The following is a 22,159-nucleotide window of genomic DNA, read 5'->3' as shown; positions in this document are numbered from 1 at the left end:
GGTCAAAGCTCCCTTTGCGGCATGACTGCGAAATTCCAGTCGTCTGCGAACGGCTGACCGATGTCGCTGACCAGCGGCGCGCCCTGGAACAGCGTGATACGCACCCAGCGGCTTGACTTGGGGTCGAATTTCCCCGCGCCGAAAAATGCCAGTTTGCAGCGCAGCAGGTGAATCGGCAGCATGTCCCGGGCCAGCAGATTGGCACGGATTTCACCGAAGTTTGTTTTTGCCATGCCCTGCAGGCGGCGTACCGCGCCCTTGAACCTCGGTTGGGCGATCAGGAAGTGAGCGGTCAGCGCCTGAGGCTGCCGTTGCAGGTGCTCCAGCAGCGCGCCATGGCACTGCTGGATATTGCGGGCAATACCCAGCTGCATTTCTTTTTCGGCCCCTGGCTCCTCTGCGCGAATGCCCAGGCGCGGCTCTTCTTTTTCAGCTGAGCGGTACCAGAAGAAGTGCTCCGCATCGGCAGCACTGAAGTCGTAGCGCAACGCCCAGCCATACTGCTGCTCGATGAGCTGGCGCAGTTGCCCAAGGGGCATCTGGGCGTCCAGCTGCCAGCTTTCGTTGACCCCCATGTGCTCGGCCAGGGGCGTGACCTGCTCGGGGTACAGCTCCAGCAGCAGGCTGACCAGAAGCTCCTGGCAGCCCACCCCCGTGTGTAATTGCGCCCAGGCCAGCAGGTGCGGCCAAAGGCCCGCGCCGTCGGCTTGCGTGCCAAGCCAGGTGGCCAGTAAAGCAAGCTCGGCCAAGGTTTGCAGGTTCTGCTCATGCTGGCGCTGGTCTTCGGTCCGGGACTGGCTCAGGTGCAACTGGGCGCGCGCCAGCAATTGCTGCAGGCGTGCCAATTGGTCGGGCTCCGCCGACTGCGCCAGCACCAGGGCCAGGGCCGTTTCCCGCGTACTGATCCAGTGCTCCACCAGTTGAGGGTGGTTGATCAGAAAAGGGGCCATTCCCAGCCCGGTCGCGTTGCCGACCCCCAGGTAGCGTTGTAGCGCCGGGGCCAGTTGCACTGCCCGCTGCGGGGCGAGTGCCCGGGCCATGTGGTTGATCTGCTCGATGCTGAAGTGTCGCAGCAGGTAGACGGTGAACATCTGCGCGCTGAACGGCTGGTTGAAGTCCGGGTTATCTTGCAGGCAACCAAAATCGGCGATGCCGAACTTGCCGTTACCGTAAACCGCTGTGGTGCGATACAGGTAGCCGACTTCAGCCAGTTGTTGTGGATCGGGCTGGCGTCCTTCTGCCAGCGCCGCCAGAAACCGGTCGAAATTGCGCAAGCTACGGTTGGCCCGCGACAACACCAGCACGCGTGCATCGAAGCGACCGGCTTCCTGCAGCGGCACGTTGCGTTGCAGGTCGGCCAGTTGTGCCGAGTCGACATCGCCGGCCACCAGCACGAAGCTGACGTCCCACTGGTCGGCGATGACTCGATCGCTGCGCTTTTCGGGCGGCAGGTAGGCCGAGAAGATCACGCAGTGGTAATGGCCGTTTGGCGTTTCGATGCGGTAGATCGCAGTGCCGAAGCCTTGGCCATCGAGGTCGAAACAGCTGCGCCGGATTTGCCAGCGCTGCTGCATCATCCGCCGCATGCTGCTGCGCACGAAGCTTAGCGGGCTCTGGAAGTGGCTACCCAGCCGGGCCAGGTCCATGACTTGGCTGGCAGGGCGCAACGCGGGTATTGCAGGCACGCTGTTGGGCATTGTTGTTGTACCTGGATGGATCATGTTCAGACGCCTTGTTCACGGGCCATGTGTCGAGCGATGCGCACGGCATCCCACAGCGCTGGCAGGATCACCAGCGACACCGGCACCGCGGTGATGACAATGAAGGATTGCAGGGCCGTCACCCCGCCTGCGCCAATGGTGATCAGTACCACCGCCGCCAGGCCCATGCCGATTGCCCAGAAACCGCGCAACCACTTCTTCGGTTTATCGTTGCTGGACATCGCCAGCGCCACGGTGAAGGCCATAGCGTCGCCATTGGTGGCCACCGAGATGAAACTCAAGAACAGGAACAGCGCGCTGACAAGGCCACCCAGTGGCAGGTTCTGCGTCACTCCCAGCAACAGGTCTTCAGGCTTGGCGCCATGGGCGGTGACGATGCCTGGTGTTTGCAGCTCCAGGCCGATCCCGGTACCGCCCACCACAGTGAACCAGAACATGGTCACCAGCGGTGCGATGATCGACAGCGTCATGATGATCTCGCGGATGGTGCGGCCCCGCGAGATCCGCGCGACATACAGGGCCACCATGGGCGCGTAGCCGATGAACCAGCCCCAGTAGAACACCGTCCACCAGTCCAGCCATTTGGGGTCGGCGCGGAACATCGTCAGGGGGATGAAGTGCTCCACGTGCAGGGCAAAGGCCGCCGGGAAACCGCCGAGGATGAACAGCGTCGGTCCGAATACCACCATGAACAGGGCCAGGCCGATCATCAACCAGACGTTGATCTCGCTGACAAAGCGGATGCCTTTGAGGCCCACCAGGCACGAGACGGTGTACATCGCGGTCACCAGGACAATGGTCAGCGACTGGGTGACGATAGTGTTGGGCAGCCCCCACACAGCGTGCATGGCGCTGCTGATCTGCAGGCCAAGGAAACCGATCGGACCGATGGTGCCGGCCACTACCGCGATGATTGAGGCAGCGTCGGCCAAGGTGCCGATCGGGCCCTTGAGCGCTCGCTGGCCGAACAGGGGGTAAAGCAGGGTGCGCGGCGCCAGCGGAAGGCCTTTATCGTAATGCAGGTGCATCAGCACGATCGCCAGCAGGCTGCCCAGCACGGCCCAGGCCAGGAAGCCCCAGTGCACGAACGATTGCGCCAGTGCCGCGGTGGCCGCCGCTTCGCTGTGCGGTTGCAGGCCGGCGAAGAAGGGCGGCGGGCTGGCAAAGTGCATCAAGGGTTCGGCAGCGGCCCAGAAGGCGCCACCACCTGCCAGCAGGGCGCACATGATCACGGCGATCCAGTTGAAGGTGCTGACGTCCGGGCGCTGGGTGACCCCGCCCAGGCGTACACGCCCGCATCTGGAAAACCCGATGAACAGGCTGACGGCGAAGGTTGCCAGCATCAGCACTTGCCAATAGAGGCCAAAGGCCTTTGTCGACCAGGCGAACAGGGTATTGACCAGCGCCGACACGGTGTCGATGTCGATCAGCGCCGCCAGCAGGAAGGCGCCGAGGAATCCGCCGCTGATCAGGAACAACGGCCAGTCGATATCGCGTGCCATAGGCAGGCCCATGGCCTGGCCGTCGGCCTGCAAGGTGGTTGGGTTTTTCATGAAACCTCCGGAACCTGCGATTCTTTTTATTGTTGATGCTGTCCGTGCAAGGGGTTCAGGCCTGTGCCGTGGTGGCGGTCTCCAGCAAGCGCAACCAGTTCAGCCCCATGATGTTGCCCACGTCGTGCTCGGCAAAGCCGCGGGCGCGCAGGCCCTGGGCAATGTTGCGGAAGTCGCGGCTGTCGCGGAACCACTGCAAGGGCGCCGGCCAGTTGGCGTTGTCCCTGGAGCCTTCGCCGTAGTCCTTGTCCTTGCTCCAGCGGCCGTTGCGCATCCATTCCAGCACCGACAAGGGTTGCGCCTGGCACAGGTCGGTGCCGATGCCGATGTGCTGCACACCCATCAGGTCGGCGGTGCGCGCGACCATGTCGCAGAAACTTTCCAGGCTACAGTCCGAGGCACCCTTGAGGTGGAACGGGTAGGTGCTGAACCCCAGTAGCCCGCCGGACTCTGCAATCCCGCGTAGCACCGCATCGGATTTGTTGCGCTTGGCGGCGTGGAAGCTGGCAGGGTTGGCGTGGGAGATGATCACCGGTCGGCTCGACAGTTCGATGGCCTCAAGCGTGCTTCGCTCGGCGCTGTGAGACATGTCGATGAGCATGCCGACGCGGTTCATTTCGGCGATCACCTGGCGGCCGAAGCGGCTGATGCCGTTGTCCTCGCGCTCATAGCAACCGCTGGCCAGCAGGCTTTGGTTGTTGTAGGTCAGCTGCATGACGAACACCCCGAGCTGGCGGAAAACCTCCACCAGGGCAATGTCGTCCTCGATCGGCGAGCAGTTCTGGAAGCCGAAGAAGATACCCACCCGGCCCTCCTCGTGGGCCAGGCGGATGTCGCTGGCCGTGCGCACCGGGCGGATCAGCTCGGGCCATGTCTCGAAGCGGCGGTTCCACTCGCCCAGGCGTGACAGGGTTTCGCGGGCGTTTTCGTGGTAGGCGATGGTGGCGTGCACCGCGCTCAGGCCACCGGCCTGCATCTGCTGGAATATTTCCTGGCTCCAGTTGGAGTACTGCAGGCCGTCGATCATCAAAAGGTCGTGCATGGCATGTATTCCTTCAGGGCCGCAGGTAGGTGGTCTTGACCACGGTGTAGAAGTCGCGAGCGTATTGCCCCTGTTCCCGGGGGCCGAAACTCGAGGCTTTGCGGCCCCCGAATGGCACGTGGTAGTCGGTCCCGGCGGTGGGCAGATTGACCATCACGCAGCCGGTCTGGGCGCGGCGCTTGAAGTGGCTGGCGTGGCGCAGCGACTGGGTGATGATCCCGGCTGTGAGGCCGTACTCGGTATCATTGAGCGTGGCCAGCGCCTCTTCAAAATCGCGCACGCGGATCACGCAGGCGATGGGGCCGAACACTTCCTCGCGGTTGATGCGCATGTCGTTGCGGCTGTTGATGAACAAGGCCGGGCGCATGTAGTAGCCATCGCAGGCCAATTGCAGGCGCTCGCCGCCTTCTATCAGGGTGGCGCCTTCGGCCTGGGCCAGTTGCAGGTAGGCCAGGTTCTGTTCCAGCTGACGCGCGTCAGCGACCGGGCCGATCTGGACGCCAGCCTCCAGTGCATGGCCGACCTTGAGCTGGCGCATGCGCAGGCGCAGTGCCTCGACGAAGCGGTCGTGGATGCCGTCGCAGACGATCAGCCGTGATGACGCAGTGCATTTCTGCCCAGTGCCAAAGAAGGCCCCGTTGAGCGCGCATTCCACGGCCAGTTCGAGGTCGGCGTCGTCCATGACCACCAAGGCATTTTTGCTACCCATTTCCAGCTGGCAGCGCACCAGGTTACCGGCGGTGGCCACCGCTACGCGTCGGCCCGTCTGCAGAGAACCGGTGAACGTCAGGGCATCGATCTCGGCGGACTCGATCAGGGCCTCGCCGACGTCGGCACCGCTGCCCATCACCAGGTTGAAGGTGCCGCTGGGCAGGCCCTGACGGCTGATGATCTCAGTGAGCGCCCAGGCACTGGCCGGCACCAGGTTGGCCGGCTTGAACACCACGGCGTTGCCGAAGGCCAAGGCCGGGGCGATTTTCCAGGCGGCGGTGGCCATGGGGAAGTTCCATGGGGTAATGATGCCCACCACACCCACCGGTTCGCGATGCACTTCGATGTCCACCCCTGGGCGCACCGAGGCGGCAGTCTCGCCCATCTGGCGCAGCACTTCGGCGGCGTAGTAATGGAAGAACTGGCCACTGCGGTTGACCTCGCCGATGCCTTCGGCCAAGGGTTTGCCTTCTTCTCGCGACAGCAGTTCGCCGAGTTCTTCCTTGCGGGCGATCAGCTCGTCGCCGATGGCCATCAGCACTTGCTGGCGGCTTTCCAGTCCACTGGCGGCCCACAGGGGTTGAGCGGCGCGGGCGGCCTGAATGGCCTGGCGGGCCTGTTCGGCGCTGGCCTGATGGTACTGGCCGATCAGGTCGCCAGTGTCCGAGGGGCTGTAGTTGCCCAAAGTGGCGTGGCCTTCACACCACTGGCCATCGATGTAGTTGTTGTAGGTCTTGTGTGACATGGATGAACGCCTCCGTTTGCATGGCATTCATCATGCGAGCAATATGCAGCAAATAAAAATTAATAAAAAAAATGCTTTGATAAGGAATGCTAACCATGTTGCCCGAGCTGAAAATCGCGCAGTTGCGTTACTTCGTACTGGTCGCCGAACAAAAGAGTTTCCACGCGGCCGCCCGCCAAGCCTTTCGCACCCAGCCTGCGATATCCCTGGCCCTGCGTGAACTGGAGCAGAAGCTGGGGCAGGCACTGGTCGAAAAGGGCGGTGGCCGGGTAGAGCTGACGCCATATGGCGAGCATTGCCTCCCGTTGTTTCGGGGCTTGATTGAGCACCATGACCGTATTGCCCGTGAAGCCATGCTGTTTGCCCGGCATGAAATCGGCCAGGTCAGCATCGCCACCGTGCCTTCTGTGGCCAGCCGAATGCTGCCAGGGCCGCTGGCCCGCTTTGTGGCCGCGCACCCCAATGTTCAGGTCAGCATTCAGGACGGCACGGCCGAACGTGTGCAGCAGTTGCTCGCTCAAGGGCAAGTGGATTTCGGCATCAGCAGCCTGTGGGTGGACGATGACCAGCTCGAATTCGCCCCCATCGTGAATGATCAGGTTGGCGTGGTGTGCCGCAGCGACCACCCGCTGGCGCAGGCGGGGGGGCAGCTGCATTGGGCGCAGTTGCTGGGCGTGCCGATGATCCGCAACGGTACCTCGCAATTACTGGCGGGTACCGAGGCCGAGGGTTTGCTGGCCGATAGCCGGCTGTTCATTTCCAACATGATTTCGTTGATCGCCATGCTGGAGGAGGGGGTAGGGATCAGTACCTTGCCGTACCTCGCTTTTCCGCAGGAGAACGAAAAACTGGCGTTCGTACCCCTTGTGGAGCCCAAGGTAGAACGGCACATCGGCATGCTCACCCGCAAAGGGCGCAGCTTGTCACCTGTGGCGGGGGCACTGATGGCGTTTCTGCAAGTGCAGTTGGCGAAGGCTGGCTGATTCGTTGGCGGTAGGGGCATGGCGCGCCATGGCCGGCACTGAGGTTCGCAAACGCGCGCCGGCTTTCATATAACCGGGCCTGAAGGCACGCTGACACCTGCCAGCGTGGTGAACGAAATATCCTTGGCCGTCAGCAGAAAATCACGCACGTACGGCACCTCCAGCATGTCACTGCGCAGTGCCGCATAGAGGTTTGCCTGCAGGCCGTGTTCGCCAAGGCGCTTGGCGGTTACATAGCCGCGCGAACTGTATTCGTGCACGGCCCAGTTGGGCAGGCAGCAGACGCCGCGCCCGGACGCAACCAGTTGCATCATCATCACGGTCAGTTCTGAAGTGCGTACTTGTGCGGGCTCGACGTCGGCGGGGTCGAGGAAGCGGGTGAAGATGTCCAGGCGGGAGCGTTCGATCGGGTAGGTGATCAGTGTCTGGGTGGCGATATCGGCGGGCTCCAGGTACGGCTTGTGGCGCAGGGCGTGGTGGTTGTCGATGGCCAGCAGCGCCTCGTAGCTGAACAGAGGCACGTAGCTGATACCCGGCAATGTCACCGGGTCGGAGGTGACCACCAGGTCCAGGTCGCCGCGCTCCAGGGCTGGCAGTGGCGCGAAGGAAAAACCGGAGGCGAGGTCCAGTTCCACCTCAGGCCAGGCGCCGCGGAACTCATCCACTGAAGGCATCAGCCACTGGTAGCAGCTGTGGCACTCGATGGCGATGTGCAACCGTCCGGCGCAGCCCCCGGCCAGCTTGCCCAGGTCCCGTTCGGTATTGCGGATCTGAGGCAGCACCTGATCGGCCAGCTGCAGCAGCTTCAGCCCGGCGCTGGTGAAGCGCACCGGCCTGGATTTGCGCACGAACAGTGGCATGCCGATGCGCTCTTCCATATCGCGGAACTGGTGCGACAGGGCTGATTGTGTCAGGTGCAGGCGCTCGGCGGCCTCGTGCAGGCTGTCGGTTTCACGCAGCGCGTGGAGGGTTCGCAGGTGGCGTAAATCGATCATGAGTAAAATGGCGGATCAACGCAGTAATGGCGGGTTTTCTTCACTGCTGCGTGATCCTGACAATTCCTTTGCTGGGTTTTCCGTGAGTGGGGTGAGGCTCAAGCCGCGTGAGGCGCGGCGAGGTTGCAGTACTGCCCCTTGAAATACAGCAGCGGCTGCGTGGCAGCAGTGGCCTGCAGGTTCAACGCTTTGACTTCGCCAATCACGATCAGGTGGTCCCCGGCGGCATGTTCGGCGTGAATTTCGCAATCAAGCCAATGCAGGCTGCCGGCAATGATCGGGTTGCCCAACGGCGATGCTTGCCATTCGACGCCCTGCCACTTGTTGGCGCCGCGCCGGGCAAACTGGTTGGAAATGCCGACCTGCTCACCTGACAGGATGTTGACCGTGAAGCGCCCAGCCTGGCGAATTTTCGGGTAGCTGGCCGAACGGGACATCACACTGAATGACACCAGCGGCGGGCTCATCGATACGCTGTAGAACGACTGGCAGGTGAAGCCGATCGGCTCACCTTCGTGGTGCGATGTAATCACCGTGATGCCGGAGGCGTAGTGCCCGAGTGCCTGGCGAAAAGTCGACGGCTCGATCGCCGTACCGGAAAGCAACATGGTAGGTCCTGTGGCTGCATTCATTTCAGCGTGCGTTAGCGAGTTCCTGACGGACGATGGCTGCGCCTGCACTCAAGGCCTTGAGCTTGCCGCTGGCTACCTGGCGGGGCAGGGGCGCCATGCCGCAGTTGGTGCAAGGGTAGAGCTTGTCGGCATCGACGAATTGCAGTGCCTTGCGCAGGGTGGCGGCGACCTGTTCGGGTGTTTCAATGGCATGGGTGGCCACATCGATGGCGCCGACCATGACTTTCTTGCCGCGAATCAGCTCGAGCAGGTCCATCGGAACATGCGAGTTATGGCATTCCAGCGAAATGATATCGATGCTGGACTGCTGCAGTTTGGGGAAGGCCTGTTCGTATTGCCGCCATTCTGAACCGAGGGTCTTTTTCCAGTCGGTGTTGGCTTTGATGCCATAGCCATAGCATATATGGACGGCCGTTTCGCACTTGAGGCCCTCGATGGCCCTTTCCAGGGTAGCCACGCCCCAGTCATTCACATCGTCAAAGAGAACATTGAATGCCGGTTCGTCGAACTGAATGATGTCCACGCCCGCGGCTTCCAGTTCTCTGGCTTCCTGGTTGAGAATCTTGGCGAACTCCCAGGCCAGTTTCTCGCGGCTTTTGTAGTGGTTGTCATACAGTGTGTCGATCATGGTCATGGGGCCGGGCAGCGCCCACTTTATCGGCTGTGTGGTGTGCTGGCGCAAGAACTTGGCATCTTCGACAAACACCGGCTTTTGTCGAGCGACAGCACCCATAACCGTTGGTACGCTTGCCTCGTAGCGATCACGGATTCTGACGGTTTTCCGTTGCTCGAAATCAACGCCGCTGAGGTGCTCGATAAATGTGGTGACAAAGTGCTGGCGGGTTTGTTCACCGTCACTGACGATGTCGATACCGGCGTGTTGTTGTTCTTGCAAGGCCAGGCGCAAGGCATCCTGTTTGCCTTCGATCAGTTGCGCGTCTTGCAACTTCCACGGGGACCAGAGTGTTTCGGGTTGAGCAAGCCAGGCGGGTTTAGGCAGGCTGCCGGCCGTGGAGGTGGGTAGCAATGTGTTCATGAACAGTGACCTTGTGCTTTGAATGTTCAACGTGCGTATTGAGCGGACCATCGCGCCAGCGTGGCCTGGTAGGGTTTGACAAATTGCTCCTCGGCAAATTTGCCCTGCTCGATCGCCAGGCGGCTGCGCTCTTCCCGGTCGTAGACAATGCGCGTGAGCGAGTAATCCTGGTTTTGCAGGCTGGGCTGGTAGGCCTTGCCTGCGGGAGAATTGGCGTTGTAGATCTCGGGTCGGTAGATTTTCTGAAAGGTGTCCATGGTGCTGATGGTGCTGATCAGTTCAAGGTCGGTGTAGTCAGCCAGCAAGTCGCCGGCAAAATAAAACGCCAACGGGGCGACGCTGTTCGGCGGCATGAAATAGCGCACCTTCAAGCCCATTTTCTTGAAGTATTCATCCGTCAGGGAGTATTCATCCTGCTGGTACTCAACCCCTAGCACAGGGTGCTGATTTTCGGTGCGCAGGTAAGTCCTGCTGCTCGATACGCTCAGGCAGATAACCGGTGGTTTGCTGAAATGCTCCCGGTAGGTTTGCGAGTTGACGAAGCATTTGAACAGGTTGCCATGCAGCTCGCCGAAATGATCGGGTGTGCTGAAGGTCGACCGATGCTTGTTATGCTCCAGTAACAGCACACTGAAGTCGTAATCGCGCACGTACGAAGAGAAGTTGTTGCCTACCATGCCTTCGAGGCGCGTATTGTTTTGGCGGTCGACAATATGGGTTTTCAATATTTCGATCAGCGGCAGTGCATGGCCGTGCTGCGCATTTTCAATATTCATTTCCACCGATATGATGTCCAGCTCTACGCGGTAGCGATCATGTTCGGGGTTGTCCCAGTGCGCCAGCGCATTGAAACGGTTATTGATCATCGTCAAGGTATTGCGCAGGTTTTGCTGGCGGTTTGCACCCCGGGCCAAATTGGCGAAGTTGGTCGTGATGCGGGTGTTTTCGGCGGGGTGATAATGTTCGTCGAACGCAATGCGCTTGACGGTGAATGTTGGCGCTTTATTCATGGTGACGGCTTCCAGATGCCTGAGTGTGAGCAACTCAGTGCTGGTCAGTTGCGTAGGCTGAGTCGTTCACACCGTAATCTTGATGTGTTTGATTGAGGCGTATCCTAGGCGGGGCGCTGCATGAATGATATTGAAGTTATTTCACAGGTTTTTTAGCCCTGTTCATGATGCGTTGCCTGGACGACTGCGGCATCATGGCTGCCTGGCCTTCACCCCACCCAGGAGACAGCGATGATCAAAACCGGCGATCAACTGCCCGACGTTACCCTTTATCAATACAACAGCGACGCAGGCGCCTGCGCGATCGGCCCAATGGCCTTTTCCATTCGCGAGCGTTGCAAGCACAAGAAGGTGCTGATATTCGCGTTGCCGGGCGCGTTCACGCCGACGTGCTCTGAACGTCATGTTCCCGGTTATGTCGCGGCGGCCCCTGCGTTATTCGCGGCTGGCATTGACGAAATCCTGTGCGTCTCGGTGAACGATGCCTTTGTCATGAACGCCTGGGGCAACAGCATGCAGGTCGGGGATGCGGTCAAGATGATCGGCGATGGCAATGGCGAATTCAGCGAGGCGCTGGGCCTGACCCAGGACCTTTCGGCACGCGGTTTGGGGCGGCGCTCGCAGCGGTATGCAATGTTGGTCGATGACCAGGTAGTCCAGTACATCGCGGTTGAAAGCCCCGGCAAGTTCGAGGTCAGTGATGCGGCCAGCCTGCTGGCTGTGTTGCGCTAGCCATACCTTTCAGGCCTTGCCGACAACGGCTGTCAGGGCTGCCAGAACACTTTTCGAACCGGCCGCTAACAACAAGGTATAAACGGTTGAAACTTCACCAACTCAGGGCGCTGGTCGCCATTCATAACGCAGGCAGCATCCTCGAAGCCTCCAAGCTCATGCACATTACTCAGCCCGCGCTGAGCCGTTCGATCAAGGAGCTGGAGCGGGAGGTGGGGTTTACCCTGTTGCAGCGGTCGCACAAAGGCATGGCCCTTACCGAGGAAGGCAAGCGTGTCATCCGCCATGCCAACCTCGTGGTAGAGAGCATACGCCGCCTGCAGATCGAAGCGGCGAGCATTCAGGATGCGGCGCTGGGCGCCGTGTCGATCGGGGTTACGTCGTTGACGGCGATGCTCGATGGCGTCGATGAAAGTATCCTGGCCTTTCGGCGCAAGTACCCGCGGGTGAAGATCACCATCACCGACCTGCGTCCCAGCCAGATCCTGCAGCGCTTGCGCGATGGCAGCCTGGACTTTGCCATTACTTCGCAGCAACCGCTGAGTCGGCTGAGCCTGGACTGGGAGGCGCTGGGCAGTATCAAGGGCAGGGTGATTTGCCACGCCTCGAATCGGCAGAAGTTCAGCCAGTCACTGCGCACCTTGCAATACGCCCCCTGGATCAGCCTGGACGAGTTGTCGGACCAGGCTTCGCAGTTTCACCAACTGTTCGAAGCCAATGGCCTTCGGGTGCCACAGAACACCGTTGAATGCACTTCAGTGATGATGGCGCTAAAGCTGTTGAAGAACACGGAATCGTTGATGACCATCAGCGAGCTGGCGGTGGACCAAGGGTCTACCTACGGTATCGATTGCGAGTTCGTCGCCATGGCGGTGCAGGAGTTGATTCCGGATTACCCCATCAACCTGGTCTGCATTGACCGCCACAGCCTCACGGCGCCTGCCCAGGAGCTGTTCCACAGCTTGCGCGGGCAGGTGCTCAAGCAGACCCGCCCCGTGGGGTCAGAAGTGGTAGTACATGCCTAGCGAGACGTTGCTTGGGTTATCGCCCGTCTGGTCCACCGGGGTCCCGGCGTAGGTGACCGACGAGGCGCGCTGGTTGGCGATCATGCCGAGGCGTCCATAGAGGGCCCAGCGGGGGTTGATGAAATGGTCATAGCCGATCATCACACCCCACGCGTCCTTGTCACGGGCGCTGACCTGGCGTTGCATCACCGCCAGGCGCAGCACGTCCAGTTCGCCCACTGGCGCCATCATGCCGAAAGTGTACAGCGTGGTGCTGGGCGTGCCGGCCTGGTCCACATCCTGACGCTGCCAGGTGAGGCTGGTGGCCAGCGGGCCGAAATCGTAGAACGCCGACAGGCTCTTGAAATCGTTGGCGGTCTGGCGTGAAACGCCGCCGTCGTCCCATGGGTCGCTGTAGTAACGGTTGTAGGAGGTCAGCAATATCACCCGGCTGTTGCGGTACTGCAGCCGGGCGCCACCGCCACGCACGGTGCGCCCAGCGCTGGCGGCATCGTCGAAGCCGAAGCTCAGCGCGGTACCGAGGCTGAAGCCGCTGAAGGTCGGGCTGGTGTAGGCCAGGGTGTGCTTGGGGCGCAGGTCAAGGTAAAAGGCGCCCTTGCCGGCGGCAGGCAGGGCCAGGTAGGTGTAGGGCGAGCCATAGGTGGCCAGGAACGGGTCGGCGTAGGTGGGCGTGGCCATGCCGTAGGTCTTGCCGAACTCGAGCTTGCCCAGGGTGCGCGAGCGCAGGGCGACTGTCGCCAGGCGCAGGGTACCGACGGTGTCCCAGGTGCCCTCCAGGGCCTCGCCATTGAGGTTGAAACCCTCCTCGACGTCAAGCTCCACGACGGTATCGGGGTCAAGCGCCTTGCGTGCGTACAGCCCGAGCTTGTTGGTCCAGGCGCCGCCACCGGCCAGCCTGAAACCCGAGTGGTGCTGTGAGTCGTGATAGCTGGCGAATGCATCCACGGTGCCGTACACCTTGAGCGTGTCATCGAAGCCGTAATCCAGCCCGTAATAACCAAAACCCGGCGCAATCCGCGCGAGCGTCGGAAAACCCTCTGCCTGTGCCTGCGCAGCAAGGCAAGCCCCTTGGATCATCAACAGCAACGATGTAATGCGAGTGTTCATTCACGACTCCAGGCCAGCACGGTGATGGGGTGGCTTTAGCGTCGGTGAACAGAACGTTGCAGCGTGATTGCTTATTCGGTCAGGTCATGCCGTTTGGTTAATCAGGGGCTGGCGCGGCGTGTGGATTGGCGAGCGCATCCGCGTTAGACAGGCTTGGTACCCGCGTCAACGCTGCGCTACGGCTGCTGATCTGTGGGCGTTATTGGGGCCGCGCGCGGAGCGAGGGCGGACTGTGCGCCAGCGCAGGGCAATTTGGCCAACGATCGCGCCGGCTAATTAATCATTGGTTATCCCTATGCCGAAACTGCAAGTGTATTGGGTGCCCGATTGGCTGATATTCGCTGCACGCCGCGATTTGCCAACGGAGACAACAATGATCAGACCGCTACCCACATCGCCGAGCCTGCAAAAAGGTGCGCATTCAGCCGCGCAGGTATCGTCCTCCCGTAAAACCTTGGTCGCCTGCTCGTTGGGCAATGCGCTGGAAATGTACGACTTCACGATCTACAGCTTCTTCGCTGTACTGATCGGCAAGCACTTCTTCCCCTCTGACTCGGCCATGGCCTCGTTGTTGATGTCGCTGGCCACCTTTGGCGTCGGTTTCCTGATGCGCCCGGTCGGGGCGATGGTCATCGGCCGCTATGCTGACCGGCATGGACGCAAGGCCGCTTTGAGCCTGACCATCGGGCTGATGACCCTGGGCACCGCAATGATTGCCTTTGCGCCCACGTATTCACAGATCGGGATTTTCGCCACTTTGCTGCTGGTGACCGGCCGGCTTATCCAGGGCATGTCGGCAGGCGGGGAGGTCGGTACCGCGTCGGTGTTCCTGATGGAATCCAGTGCAGTCGGCAATCGCTGCCAGAGCGTCAGCTGGCAGGCCGCCAGCCAAGGCTATGCCGCCTTGGTGGGGGCCGGCTTTGGCCTGGCCCTCAGCCAGTTGCTCGACCCTTCCGCGCTGGAAAGCTGGGGATGGCGCATACCGTTCATTTTTGGCCTGCTGATCGGGCCGGTCGGTTGGTACATACGCACGCGGTTGCCGGAGACCCATGAGGCCGCACCGGCGCAGAAGGCAGAGCAGGGGCTGGATGCCGAACTGCTCAAACGCATCGCCCAAGGCATCGGCCTGATGGCCAGCTCGACCATTGGCATGTACCTGTTCGTGTTCTACATGCCGACCTACCTGACCACCGCCTTGCATTATCCACCCGGCAGCGCGATGGCGATTGCCTGCATCAGTAGCGGTTGCATGGCCGTCATCTGCCCGTTGGCCGGCAAATTCGCCGACAAGTATCAGCTCAGAAAACGCCTGCTGGTGTGGACGGTCGCCGCGCCGGTGGTGTTGACCCTGCCCGTGTTCTATCTGCTTGGGCACGTGCAGCACATGGGCCTGGCCATGATGGGCGTGGCGATCCTGATCTTGCCGACCTGTATCGGTGCCGGTGCGTTCTTCGCGCTGATCATGGAGGGCTTTCCGAAGGCCAGGCGCTCGTTCGGTACCTCGGTCAGTTACAGCCTGGGGGTGACCCTGTTCGGTGGTTTCTCGCCATTGGTGGCCACCTGGCTGATTGCAGCGCTGGGCACGCCGTTGGCGCCAGCTTACTTCCTGCTGGCCGGCGGCATCGTCAGCCTGGCCTGCCTCAGGTACTTCCCCGAAAACAAAGGATGCGAGTGATATGGGTATTTTGCAGAGCAATCAAACACCGAGCTCAGCTGCCGAGCTGGATGAGTTCGTCATGCTGCGCCGGCAGATCCACGCTGCGCCGGAAATTGGCGGCGACACCCCCGATACCGCGGCCCTGGTAGCCGACAAGCTGCAAGCGTTGGGCTATGAAGTGCATCGCAATGTGGGCGGGCATGGTGTGGTCGGCGTGCTGAAAGTGGGGGACAGCCCGCGCAGCATCGGTTTGCGTGCAGACATGGACGCACTGCCCATGGGCGAAAAAAATGCGTTTGCGCATGCCAGCAAGATCCCCGGCCGCATGCATGCCTGTGGCCATGACGGGCATACCGCGATCCTGCTGGCAGCCGCTGCGCAACTGGCGGCTTCACGCCAGTTCAACGGGACGTTGAACATGATATTCCAGCCCGACGAGGAAGGCCTGGCGGGGGCCAAGGCGATGATCGACGACGGCCTGTTCGAGCGTTTTCCGTGCGACTCGGTGTATGCGCTGCATAACATGCCCGGCCTGCCGGTGGGCACGTGCGTGGTGCAGGCGGGGCCCACCATGGCGTCTTCCGAACGCGTCAGCATTCGGATTACTGGTAAAGGCGGGCACGGTGCGATGCCGGAGCTGTCGGTAGACCCGGTGATGGCGTTGAACAGCCTGATCAGTGGCATCCAGACCATCAAGTCGCGCAACCTGAGCGTCGAGGACTACGCCGTGATCAGCATCGGGATGATCCAGGCCGGCACCGTCTACAACATCATCCCTGACGAGGCCTGCATGTTGCTGAGCGTGCGCACCGACACGGCCCAGACCCAGCAGAAGATCAACAGCCGCATTGACGCCCTGGCCAAGGGGCACGCAGAAAGCTATGGCGTGGAGATTGATGTGCAATTCACCCAACTGGCGCCCGCCTTGTGCAACAGCGATCACGAAAGCGCGTTGCTGCGTGACAGCCTGAGGCCGTTGTTCGCCGACGGCGCGCTGCTGGACAAGATGCCGAAGAAGGTCATGGGCACCGAAGACTTTGCCTACATGTTACAGGCGCGGCCTGGCTGTTACTTCATGCTGGGCAATGGCACGGGCGAGTTCCATGGGTGCTCGGTGCATAACCCCCACTACGATTTCAATGATGCGTTGGTGAAAATTGGCGCTGATTGTTGGGTGAAGTGGGTTCAGGACTATCTGCGTTGACCCCTTTGTCGGGGCTTGCCGGGGCTTGCACAGCTCCGGCAAGTGCCGCCTTTGCCGTGGAGAATGCCCTGCGGTGCAGGGCACCGGCTTCGCCGGTGTTCGCGGGCAAGCCCACGGCTGCAGGCTGGACTGCCTTTTGACCCTGGGGCATCTGCGTCGAAATAGTCTACGCTTCCAGCCGAAGCGCGTCGTGACAGGCTTCATCCCGTTATCGTCGCTCTGGCGATTCACACCGACGGACCAGGCTCGGTCCAAAGAGGGTGCTGCAATGGCGACTATCGACACCGAGAACCTTGCAAAGGGGCTGCAGCAGGTTGAAGCCTGCTGGCAGGCGTATACCTCCTCACAGCGACTTATTGAGGGCCTTGAAGGGTGCGACCTGAGCAGTGCCATTGAAACAGCCAACCGCGATTTCACCAGGTTTCAGAACCAGTGCCAGCTTTTTTATGCCGAAGTGCGCAAGAGGGCCGCGGATGCGGACAAGCTGGAGAGCGACATGGCACGGTATCCCCATTACTTTCAGTGATGCCTGATTGAACGTCGCGCTGTGCCTGGGTTCTGACAAGCAAAGGGTACAGCGAGGACGCTTTCATGAGCATCGAACGCAGCATTCCCGAGCTTGAAGCCTGGTACGCCCAGTACGACGACATCAGTTACCGGCGCGCGTCACCGGATGCCTACCACCATGAACTGCTTCGCACAGCCGAGGCCCTGCGCGACGATGGCGCCATCGACTGGGACGACTGGTTGGCGCTCAAGGCGCTGGCCGATGAGGCGCATATCCGCGCGCTGGAAGATGCCGTGCAGGCCCATGTGAGCGACCCGGACGCATGAAAGCGCTGAAGATTGCCACCTTCAACATCAATGGCATCCGCAGCCGTTTGCCGGCGCTGCTGGCCTGGCTGGAGCGGGAGCAGCCCGACATTGCCTGCCTGCAGGAGCTGAAGGCGGCCGATCAGCAGTTCCCTCGCGCGGAGCTGGAGGCAGCAGGCTATGGCAGCCTTCATCATGGGCAACCGTCATGGAACGGCGTGGCCATTCTGGTGCGGGGCAGCGATCCGCTTGAGGTTCGCCGCGGCTTGCCCGGCCTGGAAGAGGACAGCCAGAGCCGCTATCTGGAAGCTGCGGCACACGGGGTGTTGGTCGCTTGCCTCTACCTGCCGAACGGCAACCCGCAGCCCGGGCCCAAGTTCGATTACAAGCTGCACTGGTTCGAATGCCTGATCCAGCATGCGCGCAGCCTCTATGGAAGTGGCCACCCCACGCTGCTGGCAGGGGATTTCAATGTCGTGCCCACCGACATGGACATCTATAACCCGCGTTCCTGGCTGAAGGATGCACTGCTGCAGCCTGAGTCACGAGCGTGTTACCAACGACTGCTTGATCAGGGCTGGCTCGATGCCATACGCCATTTGTACCCGGACGAGCGTGTCTACACCTTCTGGGACTATTTCCGTAACCACTGGGCCCGCAATGCCGGGTTGCGGATCGATCATCTGTTGCTCAACCTCGAGCTTGCGCCTTATCTGAAGCGGGCGGGTGTCGATGCGTGGGTGCGTAACGAGGCCAAGGCCAGCGACCATGCACCCGTCTGGATCGAGCTGGGCACGCGTCGTGCCCGGTCATAGTCAATTCAGCACATGAACGAGCACCGGGCTGACGCGCTCCGACAGTAGCCGACTTCAGATTGCATTCAGATTCGGCCCCGATAATTCCCTCCGTCGCACCCAGGCGGGGAAATTACATGACTCAGACTCATCAATGGCACAGTTTGCTTCCGTTACCCATCGGTAGCCATGCCGATCATCAGGCGCATCTTTCTCTTCACCTCAGCGGCGATCATGGGCGAGGCGAGCTGGAGCACTTCATACACGAGCGCTTTGCCTGCGTGCACCAGGCGGATGTGCAGCATTACCTGCCGGAACTGCTTGCCTTGCAGGGTAGCCACGGTCGCCTGATTGCGGCGGCGGGCATGCGACCGGCCAGCGAGGGGCCGCTCTTTCTCGAGCGGTACCTGGACGAGCCTCTGGAATCCGCTGTTTCACGGGTAACCGGTGCCTCACCGGATCGCAACTGCATGGTAGAAGTAGGCAACTTGGCCTCACTCAGCGCCGGCAGCGCTCGAATAATGATCATCGCCGTGACGTGGTTGCTGGCGATGCGCGGTTTGGAGTGGGTCGCATTCACGGGCGCCGCGACACTGTTCAACAGTTTCCGGCGACTGGGGCTGGTGCCCACTGTTCTCGCCTCAGCGGATCCTGCGCGCTTGCAGGGCCAACTCGACCAGTGGGGGACCTACTACGACCAGCGACCCCAGGTATTCGCCGGCAACATAGGCTTTGGCTTCGATGCCCTGAAGCAGGCGGGCATGTTCGAGCGGCTTGGGTTTCCCATGTTAGCCCTGGAGACCGGCCATGCGGCATGACCTGTCTGCCTTTCAGGCACTGTTGCGCCAGCACGCGCTGGAACATCCTGACGCCGTGGCCGTCCAGGGCGATGCGCAGCGTTACACCTACCGGCAACTGCTCGACGAAGTCGAATATCGTGCGGGCTGCCTGCGTAGCCAACCACCGGGAACCTTCGCCGTGGTGCTGGATAACGGGCCCGAGGCGCTATTCTGGGATTTGGCGGCGCTGTTCGCCGAACGCGCCAGCGTGACAGTGCCTTCGTTTTTCAGCGCGACCCAGTTCCAGCACTGCTTGCAGCAAAGCGGGGTCACGGCGGTCGTGTGCGAGGCGCAGTGGGCCGAACAGCTCATGGCGCTTGGCTTTGACCTGCAGGCACCCGCTGGCGTCTGGCTGCGTGACAGTTTTATCGCCCCGGCGCTGCCTGAGGGCACTGCCAAGATCACTTACACCTCCGGTAGCACCGGCACGCCCAAAGGCGTGTGCCTGAGTGCTGAAACCCTGCTGCGTGTGGCGCATGAGCTGGAGGCCGCCAGCCGCCCAACCGAGCCGCAGCGATACCTGGCGGTACTGCCACTGGGTGTTCTGCTGGAAAACCTGGGCGTCTACGCCGCGCTCATGGCTGGCGCTTGTGTCCAGCTCTATCCGCAGCAGCAGTTGGGGATGGGAGGCGCGAGCCAGGTCGATTTCAAGCGCCTGCTGGGCGCAATCGCCCTCAGTGGTGCGCAGAGCCTGATCCTTGTGCCGCAACTGCTGATGGGGTTGGTGACAGCGATCGAACGCGGGCTGATGCGGGTCGGCCCTCTGCGTTTGGTGGCGGTAGGCGGCGCTCGGGTATCGCCAAGCCTGCTCGCGCGGGCCGAGGCGGTCGGTTTGCCAGTGTTCGAAGGTTACGGCTTGTCTGAGTGCGCCTCGGTAGTGGCGCTCAACCGCACAGGGGCTGTGCGCCCTGGGAGCGTCGGCAAGCCATTGCCGCATGTGCAGGTGCGCATTGCCGACGATGGCGAAGTTTTGGTGGCCGGCTCGATATTGCTGGGCTACCTGGGAGAGCCGCCGGTAACCGGGCAGTGGTGGGCAACAGGCGATGTAGGGCACCTCGATGAGGAGGGCTACCTCTACCTGGATGGCCGCAAGAAGCATCAGTTCATCACCAGCTTCGGGCGCAATGTCAACCCGGAGTGGGTAGAAGCCGAGCTGAGCCAAAGTGGCGTGATCGCCCAGGCTTTCGTGCATGGCGAGGCCTTGCCACGCAACCTTGCCTTGCTCTGGCCGCTGGATCCCGGCATCAGCGACGAGGCCATCGAACAGGCCGTACAGCAATGCAACGCGCGATTGCCCGATTACGCCAGGGTGCACGCCTGGCGCCGCTTGCCAGTGCCTCTGAGCACGCTTGACGAAACCCTGACTGCCAATGGCCGCCCGCGACGTGAGGCGATCTTGCAGCGTTACCACACCCTATTGTCCGACATCTCGTTGTGAGGTTCACAATGTCCTTTTTCGACACCCTGCAAGTACAAACCGCCCAAGAGCGTCAGGCGCTGTTCGCCGTACCGGTGATCCGCGAAGCGCTGGCCGGCCAGGTCAGCCTCGACAGCTACGTCGCCTTCCTGACCCAGGCCTATTACCACGTGCGCCATACCGTGCCGCTGATGATGGCCTGTGGGGCTCGATTGCCGCTGCGGCTGGAGTGGCTGCGCGGCGCGGTCTGCGAATACATTGAAGAGGAGTACGGCCACGAGCAGTGGATCCTCAACGACATCAAAGCGTGCGGCGGTGACTGGGAGGCCGTGCGCGATGGCCAGCCGGTGCAATCCATCGAGCTGATGGTCGCCTACCTGTACGACCTGATCGCCCGTGGCAACCCGGTCGGGTTGTTCGGCATGGTCAACGTGCTCGAAGGCACCAGCATCGCCCTGGCCACCCAGGCGGCGGGCGTTATCCAGAACACATTGGCGCTGCCAGACCAGGCGTTCAGTTACCTCAGCTCGCACGGAGCGCTCGACCAGGAGCACATGGTGACCTACAAACAGTTGATGGATCGCCTCGACGATGCCGGAGACCAGCAGGCCGTTCTCCACGCGGCCAAGGTCGTCTACCGCTTGTACACCGAAATGTTCCAGGGCTTGCCGCGTGCCGGGCAGCAAGAGGTGCACCATGCGTTTGGCTGAGTCCGCGGTGATCCTCACCGGCGCCAGTGGGGGCATAGGCCTGGAGCTGGCTGAACAGCTCTGCGCTGCCGGTGCCCAGGTGTTGGCCGTCAGTCGGCATATGGGCAAGCTGGCTGGCCTGATGAACCGGTACCCTGATCGTCTGCGCTGGCAGGAGGCCGACCTGCGCAGCCCGTCAGGGCGCGAACATGTCATCGAGCGGGCACGCGAGATGGGGGCTGTCAATGTGCTGATCAACGCGGCTGGCGTGAATCGCTTCGCTTTGCTCGACCAGCTGGATGAGTATGCGCTGGATGAGCTATTGGACATCAACCTGAAGGCCCCCCTGCAGCTGACACGCGCCTGCCTGCCGTTGCTGCGCGCTCAGCCCAAGGCGTTGGTGGTCAATGTCGGGTCGACCTATGGCTCGATCGGCTACCCCGGCTACGCCACCTACTGCGCCAGCAAGTTTGCGCTGCGTGGTTTTTCGGAGGCGCTGCGCCGCGAGTTGGCCGACACCACGGTGAACGTGCTGTATGCCGCCCCCCGGGCGACCCGCACAACGATGAACAGCAGCGCTGCGACTGCGCTCAATCAAGCGCTGAAAGTTGGCATGGACGACCCGGCGGACGTCGCCCGTGCTGTGCTCCAGGCGGTGCAATCCGAGCGCACCGAGCTTTATCTGGGGTGGCCGGAAAAGCTCTTCGTGCGTATCAACGGCATGTTGCCGGGCATGGTCGATCGCGCACTGCGCAAGCAATTGCCAGTCATTCGCCGCTATATCGGTAGCCACTCCAAGGAGTCGAACAAATGAAGCGTCTGTTCATTGCCAGCTTGCTGGCATTTGCACCCTTCACCTGGGCATTGGACCAGGCAGGCAGCCAGCGCCTGAGTGATCTGCAGCAGCGCTGGGCGCAGATTCAGTACCAAATGCCCAAGGACAAGCGTGCCGACGCTTTCGAAAAGCTGGCCGGCGAAGCAACAACGTTTGTTCGTCAGTATCCCGGCACACCTGAACCCTTGATCTGGGAGGGCATCATCAACAGCAGTTGGGCGGGGGCGACGGGTGGCCTCGGTGCACTGGGCAAGGTCAAGGCGGCGAAAGCCAGCCTGGAGCAGGCCATGAAGCTGGACCCCAACGCTCTGCAAGGTTCGGCCTACACCAGCCTGGGCACGCTGTATGATCAGGTGCCCGGCTGGCCTATCGGTTTCGGTGATGCCGAAATGGCCGACAAGATGCTGCGCAAAGCCCTGCAGATCAACCCCAACGGTATCGACAGCAACTATTTCTGGGCTGATCATCTGTATCGGCAAAAGCGCTACCCTGAAGCTGCCGCAGCCCTGCAGAAAGCCTTGCAGGCACCGCCCCGGCCGGGGCGTGAGTTGGCTGACCAGGGCCGGCGTGCCGATATCGATGCTTTACTCAAGGCCATCAAGGACAAACAGGACTGAAC

General features: G+C 61.6%; 22 protein-coding genes. 13 read left to right on the top strand and 9 right to left on the bottom strand.

Translation table 11 applies throughout. The annotated features are described in order from the left end of the window. Positions 1-2 precede the first annotated feature (2 nt). The 4 genes from ACTJJN_RS06480 to ACTJJN_RS06465 are packed head-to-tail and all read right to left on the bottom strand — an operon-like array spanning position 3 to position 5,772. Positions 3-1,697, bottom strand: a complete 1,695-nt coding sequence (locus ACTJJN_RS06480) for a hypothetical protein (protein WP_012052759.1) — start codon at positions 1,695-1,697, stop codon at positions 3-5. 26 nt (positions 1,698-1,723) lie between these two features. Continuing rightward, complete coding sequence (locus ACTJJN_RS06475; RefSeq protein WP_012052758.1) at positions 1,724-3,274, bottom strand: BCCT family transporter; 1,551 nt, start codon at positions 3,272-3,274, stop codon at positions 1,724-1,726. Positions 3,275-3,329: 55 nt separating this feature from the next. Next, a complete protein-coding gene (locus tag ACTJJN_RS06470) occupies positions 3,330-4,316 on the bottom strand; it encodes a dipeptidase (RefSeq protein ID WP_014756329.1) in 987 nt (328 codons plus the stop codon). 13 nt (positions 4,317-4,329) lie between these two features. Further along, positions 4,330-5,772: an aldehyde dehydrogenase family protein gene (locus ACTJJN_RS06465; RefSeq protein ID WP_014756330.1), complete on the bottom strand. Its 1,443-nt coding sequence runs from the start codon at positions 5,770-5,772 to the stop codon at positions 4,330-4,332. A 95-nt stretch (positions 5,773-5,867) separates the two neighbouring features. Between ACTJJN_RS06465 and ACTJJN_RS06460 the strand changes: the two genes are divergently transcribed. Continuing rightward, the gene (locus ACTJJN_RS06460; protein WP_012052755.1) at positions 5,868-6,755 is read left to right on the top strand and encodes a LysR substrate-binding domain-containing protein; all 888 of its coding nucleotides are present in this window, start codon (positions 5,868-5,870) and stop codon (positions 6,753-6,755) included. Positions 6,756-6,820: 65 nt separating this feature from the next. On the opposite strand, the gene ACTJJN_RS06455 is transcribed toward ACTJJN_RS06460, so the two are convergent. From ACTJJN_RS06455 to ACTJJN_RS06440, 4 genes are all read right to left on the bottom strand, one after another. After that, positions 6,821-7,750 (bottom strand): LysR family transcriptional regulator, encoded by a 930-nt coding sequence (locus ACTJJN_RS06455; protein ID WP_012052754.1) that lies wholly within the window; start codon positions 7,748-7,750, stop codon positions 6,821-6,823. Positions 7,751-7,848: 98 nt separating this feature from the next. Then, positions 7,849-8,358: a flavin reductase family protein gene (locus tag ACTJJN_RS06450; RefSeq protein WP_004576490.1), complete on the bottom strand. Its 510-nt coding sequence runs from the start codon at positions 8,356-8,358 to the stop codon at positions 7,849-7,851. Positions 8,359-8,383: 25 nt separating this feature from the next. Continuing rightward, positions 8,384-9,418 carry a methionine synthase gene (locus ACTJJN_RS06445; protein ID WP_440781132.1) on the bottom strand — a complete coding sequence of 345 codons (1,035 nt, stop codon included), beginning with the start codon at positions 9,416-9,418 and terminating at the stop codon, positions 8,384-8,386. A gap of 26 nt (positions 9,419-9,444) precedes the next feature. Then, positions 9,445-10,428, bottom strand: coding sequence for a DUF1852 domain-containing protein (locus ACTJJN_RS06440; RefSeq protein WP_017147694.1), 984 nt, complete (start codon positions 10,426-10,428; stop codon positions 9,445-9,447). 231 nt (positions 10,429-10,659) lie between these two features. Here ACTJJN_RS06440 and ACTJJN_RS06435 point away from each other — a divergent pair, with 231 nt between their 5' ends. Next, positions 10,660-11,160 carry a peroxiredoxin gene (locus tag ACTJJN_RS06435; protein WP_012052751.1) on the top strand — a complete coding sequence of 167 codons (501 nt, stop codon included), beginning with the start codon at positions 10,660-10,662 and terminating at the stop codon, positions 11,158-11,160. A gap of 86 nt (positions 11,161-11,246) precedes the next feature. Next, a complete protein-coding gene (locus tag ACTJJN_RS06430) occupies positions 11,247-12,185 on the top strand; it encodes a LysR family transcriptional regulator (RefSeq protein ID WP_004576494.1) in 939 nt (312 codons plus the stop codon). On the opposite strand, the gene ACTJJN_RS06425 is transcribed toward ACTJJN_RS06430, so the two are convergent. Beyond that, positions 12,162-13,292 carry a porin gene (locus ACTJJN_RS06425; RefSeq protein WP_014756335.1) on the bottom strand — a complete coding sequence of 377 codons (1,131 nt, stop codon included), beginning with the start codon at positions 13,290-13,292 and terminating at the stop codon, positions 12,162-12,164. The two genes, ACTJJN_RS06430 and ACTJJN_RS06425, sit on opposite strands and share 24 nt — an antisense overlap. 373 nt (positions 13,293-13,665) lie before the next feature. Here ACTJJN_RS06425 and ACTJJN_RS06420 point away from each other — a divergent pair, with 373 nt between their 5' ends. The 10 genes from ACTJJN_RS06420 to ACTJJN_RS06375 all read left to right on the top strand — a co-directional run bounded on the left by ACTJJN_RS06420 (position 13,666) and on the right by ACTJJN_RS06375 (position 22,157). Further along, the gene (locus ACTJJN_RS06420; RefSeq protein ID WP_017147693.1) at positions 13,666-14,967 is read left to right on the top strand and encodes an MFS transporter; all 1,302 of its coding nucleotides are present in this window, start codon (positions 13,666-13,668) and stop codon (positions 14,965-14,967) included. A 1-nt stretch (position 14,968) separates the two neighbouring features. Next, the gene (locus ACTJJN_RS06415; RefSeq protein ID WP_014756337.1) at positions 14,969-16,153 is read left to right on the top strand and encodes a M20 aminoacylase family protein; all 1,185 of its coding nucleotides are present in this window, start codon (positions 14,969-14,971) and stop codon (positions 16,151-16,153) included. Between the two features lie 268 nt (positions 16,154-16,421). Continuing rightward, positions 16,422-16,679, top strand: a complete 258-nt coding sequence (locus tag ACTJJN_RS06410; protein ID WP_014756338.1) for a hypothetical protein — start codon at positions 16,422-16,424, stop codon at positions 16,677-16,679. Between the two features lie 65 nt (positions 16,680-16,744). Further along, on the top strand, positions 16,745-16,987 hold the full coding sequence (locus ACTJJN_RS06405) for a hypothetical protein (protein WP_012052746.1): 243 nt from the start codon (positions 16,745-16,747) through the stop codon (positions 16,985-16,987). Further along, positions 16,984-17,781: an exodeoxyribonuclease III gene (gene xth, locus ACTJJN_RS06400; RefSeq protein WP_003254040.1), complete on the top strand. Its 798-nt coding sequence runs from the start codon at positions 16,984-16,986 to the stop codon at positions 17,779-17,781. The genes ACTJJN_RS06405 and xth overlap by 4 nt, the downstream gene beginning before the upstream one ends. A 116-nt stretch (positions 17,782-17,897) precedes the next feature. Next, entirely contained in the window at positions 17,898-18,578 is a 681-nt protein-coding gene (locus ACTJJN_RS06395) for a thermostable hemolysin (protein WP_012052744.1), read from the top strand. Then, on the top strand, positions 18,568-20,037 hold the full coding sequence (locus ACTJJN_RS06390; protein WP_012052743.1) for an AMP-binding protein: 1,470 nt from the start codon (positions 18,568-18,570) through the stop codon (positions 20,035-20,037). Before ACTJJN_RS06395 ends, ACTJJN_RS06390 begins: the two co-directional genes overlap by 11 nt. Before the next feature lie 8 nt (positions 20,038-20,045). Beyond that, positions 20,046-20,726 carry a TenA family transcriptional regulator gene (locus ACTJJN_RS06385; protein WP_003254035.1) on the top strand — a complete coding sequence of 227 codons (681 nt, stop codon included), beginning with the start codon at positions 20,046-20,048 and terminating at the stop codon, positions 20,724-20,726. Further along, entirely contained in the window at positions 20,713-21,519 is an 807-nt protein-coding gene (locus ACTJJN_RS06380; protein WP_012052742.1) for an SDR family oxidoreductase, read from the top strand. Before ACTJJN_RS06385 ends, ACTJJN_RS06380 begins: the two co-directional genes overlap by 14 nt. Beyond that, positions 21,516-22,157 (top strand): hypothetical protein, encoded by a 642-nt coding sequence (locus ACTJJN_RS06375; protein WP_440781131.1) that lies wholly within the window; start codon positions 21,516-21,518, stop codon positions 22,155-22,157. Before ACTJJN_RS06380 ends, ACTJJN_RS06375 begins: the two co-directional genes overlap by 4 nt. Positions 22,158-22,159: the final 2 nt, after the last annotated feature.

The organism is Pseudomonas sp. 22515 (assembly GCF_052044625.1).
GTDB classification, from domain to species: Bacteria; Pseudomonadota; Gammaproteobacteria; order Pseudomonadales; family Pseudomonadaceae; genus Aquipseudomonas; species Aquipseudomonas alloputida.
This window is presented reverse-complemented; position numbering and strand designations above follow the sequence as displayed.

Coding starts and splice junctions, on each gene's coding strand:
- ACTJJN_RS06480 (WP_012052759.1), bottom strand. CDS start 1,697: ATGCCCAACAGCGTGCCTGCAATACCCGCGTTGCGCCCTGCCAGCCAA.
- ACTJJN_RS06395 (WP_012052744.1), top strand. CDS start 17,898: ATGACTCAGACTCATCAATGGCACAGTTTGCTTCCGTTACCCATCGGT.
- ACTJJN_RS06435 (WP_012052751.1), top strand. CDS start 10,660: ATGATCAAAACCGGCGATCAACTGCCCGACGTTACCCTTTATCAATAC.
- ACTJJN_RS06380 (WP_012052742.1), top strand. CDS start 20,713: ATGCGTTTGGCTGAGTCCGCGGTGATCCTCACCGGCGCCAGTGGGGGC.
- ACTJJN_RS06385 (WP_003254035.1), top strand. CDS start 20,046: ATGTCCTTTTTCGACACCCTGCAAGTACAAACCGCCCAAGAGCGTCAG.
- ACTJJN_RS06475 (WP_012052758.1), bottom strand. CDS start 3,274: ATGAAAAACCCAACCACCTTGCAGGCCGACGGCCAGGCCATGGGCCTG.
- ACTJJN_RS06415 (WP_014756337.1), top strand. CDS start 14,969: ATGGGTATTTTGCAGAGCAATCAAACACCGAGCTCAGCTGCCGAGCTG.
- ACTJJN_RS06460 (WP_012052755.1), top strand. CDS start 5,868: ATGTTGCCCGAGCTGAAAATCGCGCAGTTGCGTTACTTCGTACTGGTC.
- ACTJJN_RS06470 (WP_014756329.1), bottom strand. CDS start 4,316: ATGCACGACCTTTTGATGATCGACGGCCTGCAGTACTCCAACTGGAGC.
- ACTJJN_RS06465 (WP_014756330.1), bottom strand. CDS start 5,772: ATGTCACACAAGACCTACAACAACTACATCGATGGCCAGTGGTGTGAA.
- ACTJJN_RS06390 (WP_012052743.1), top strand. CDS start 18,568: ATGCGGCATGACCTGTCTGCCTTTCAGGCACTGTTGCGCCAGCACGCG.
- ACTJJN_RS06425 (WP_014756335.1), bottom strand. CDS start 13,292: ATGAACACTCGCATTACATCGTTGCTGTTGATGATCCAAGGGGCTTGC.
- ACTJJN_RS06445 (WP_440781132.1), bottom strand. CDS start 9,418: ATGAACACATTGCTACCCACCTCCACGGCCGGCAGCCTGCCTAAACCC.
- xth (WP_003254040.1), top strand. CDS start 16,984: ATGAAAGCGCTGAAGATTGCCACCTTCAACATCAATGGCATCCGCAGC.
- ACTJJN_RS06420 (WP_017147693.1), top strand. CDS start 13,666: ATGATCAGACCGCTACCCACATCGCCGAGCCTGCAAAAAGGTGCGCAT.
- ACTJJN_RS06455 (WP_012052754.1), bottom strand. CDS start 7,750: ATGATCGATTTACGCCACCTGCGAACCCTCCACGCGCTGCGTGAAACC.
- ACTJJN_RS06375 (WP_440781131.1), top strand. CDS start 21,516: ATGAAGCGTCTGTTCATTGCCAGCTTGCTGGCATTTGCACCCTTCACC.
- ACTJJN_RS06405 (WP_012052746.1), top strand. CDS start 16,745: ATGAGCATCGAACGCAGCATTCCCGAGCTTGAAGCCTGGTACGCCCAG.
- ACTJJN_RS06410 (WP_014756338.1), top strand. CDS start 16,422: ATGGCGACTATCGACACCGAGAACCTTGCAAAGGGGCTGCAGCAGGTT.
- ACTJJN_RS06440 (WP_017147694.1), bottom strand. CDS start 10,428: ATGAATAAAGCGCCAACATTCACCGTCAAGCGCATTGCGTTCGACGAA.
- ACTJJN_RS06450 (WP_004576490.1), bottom strand. CDS start 8,358: ATGTTGCTTTCCGGTACGGCGATCGAGCCGTCGACTTTTCGCCAGGCA.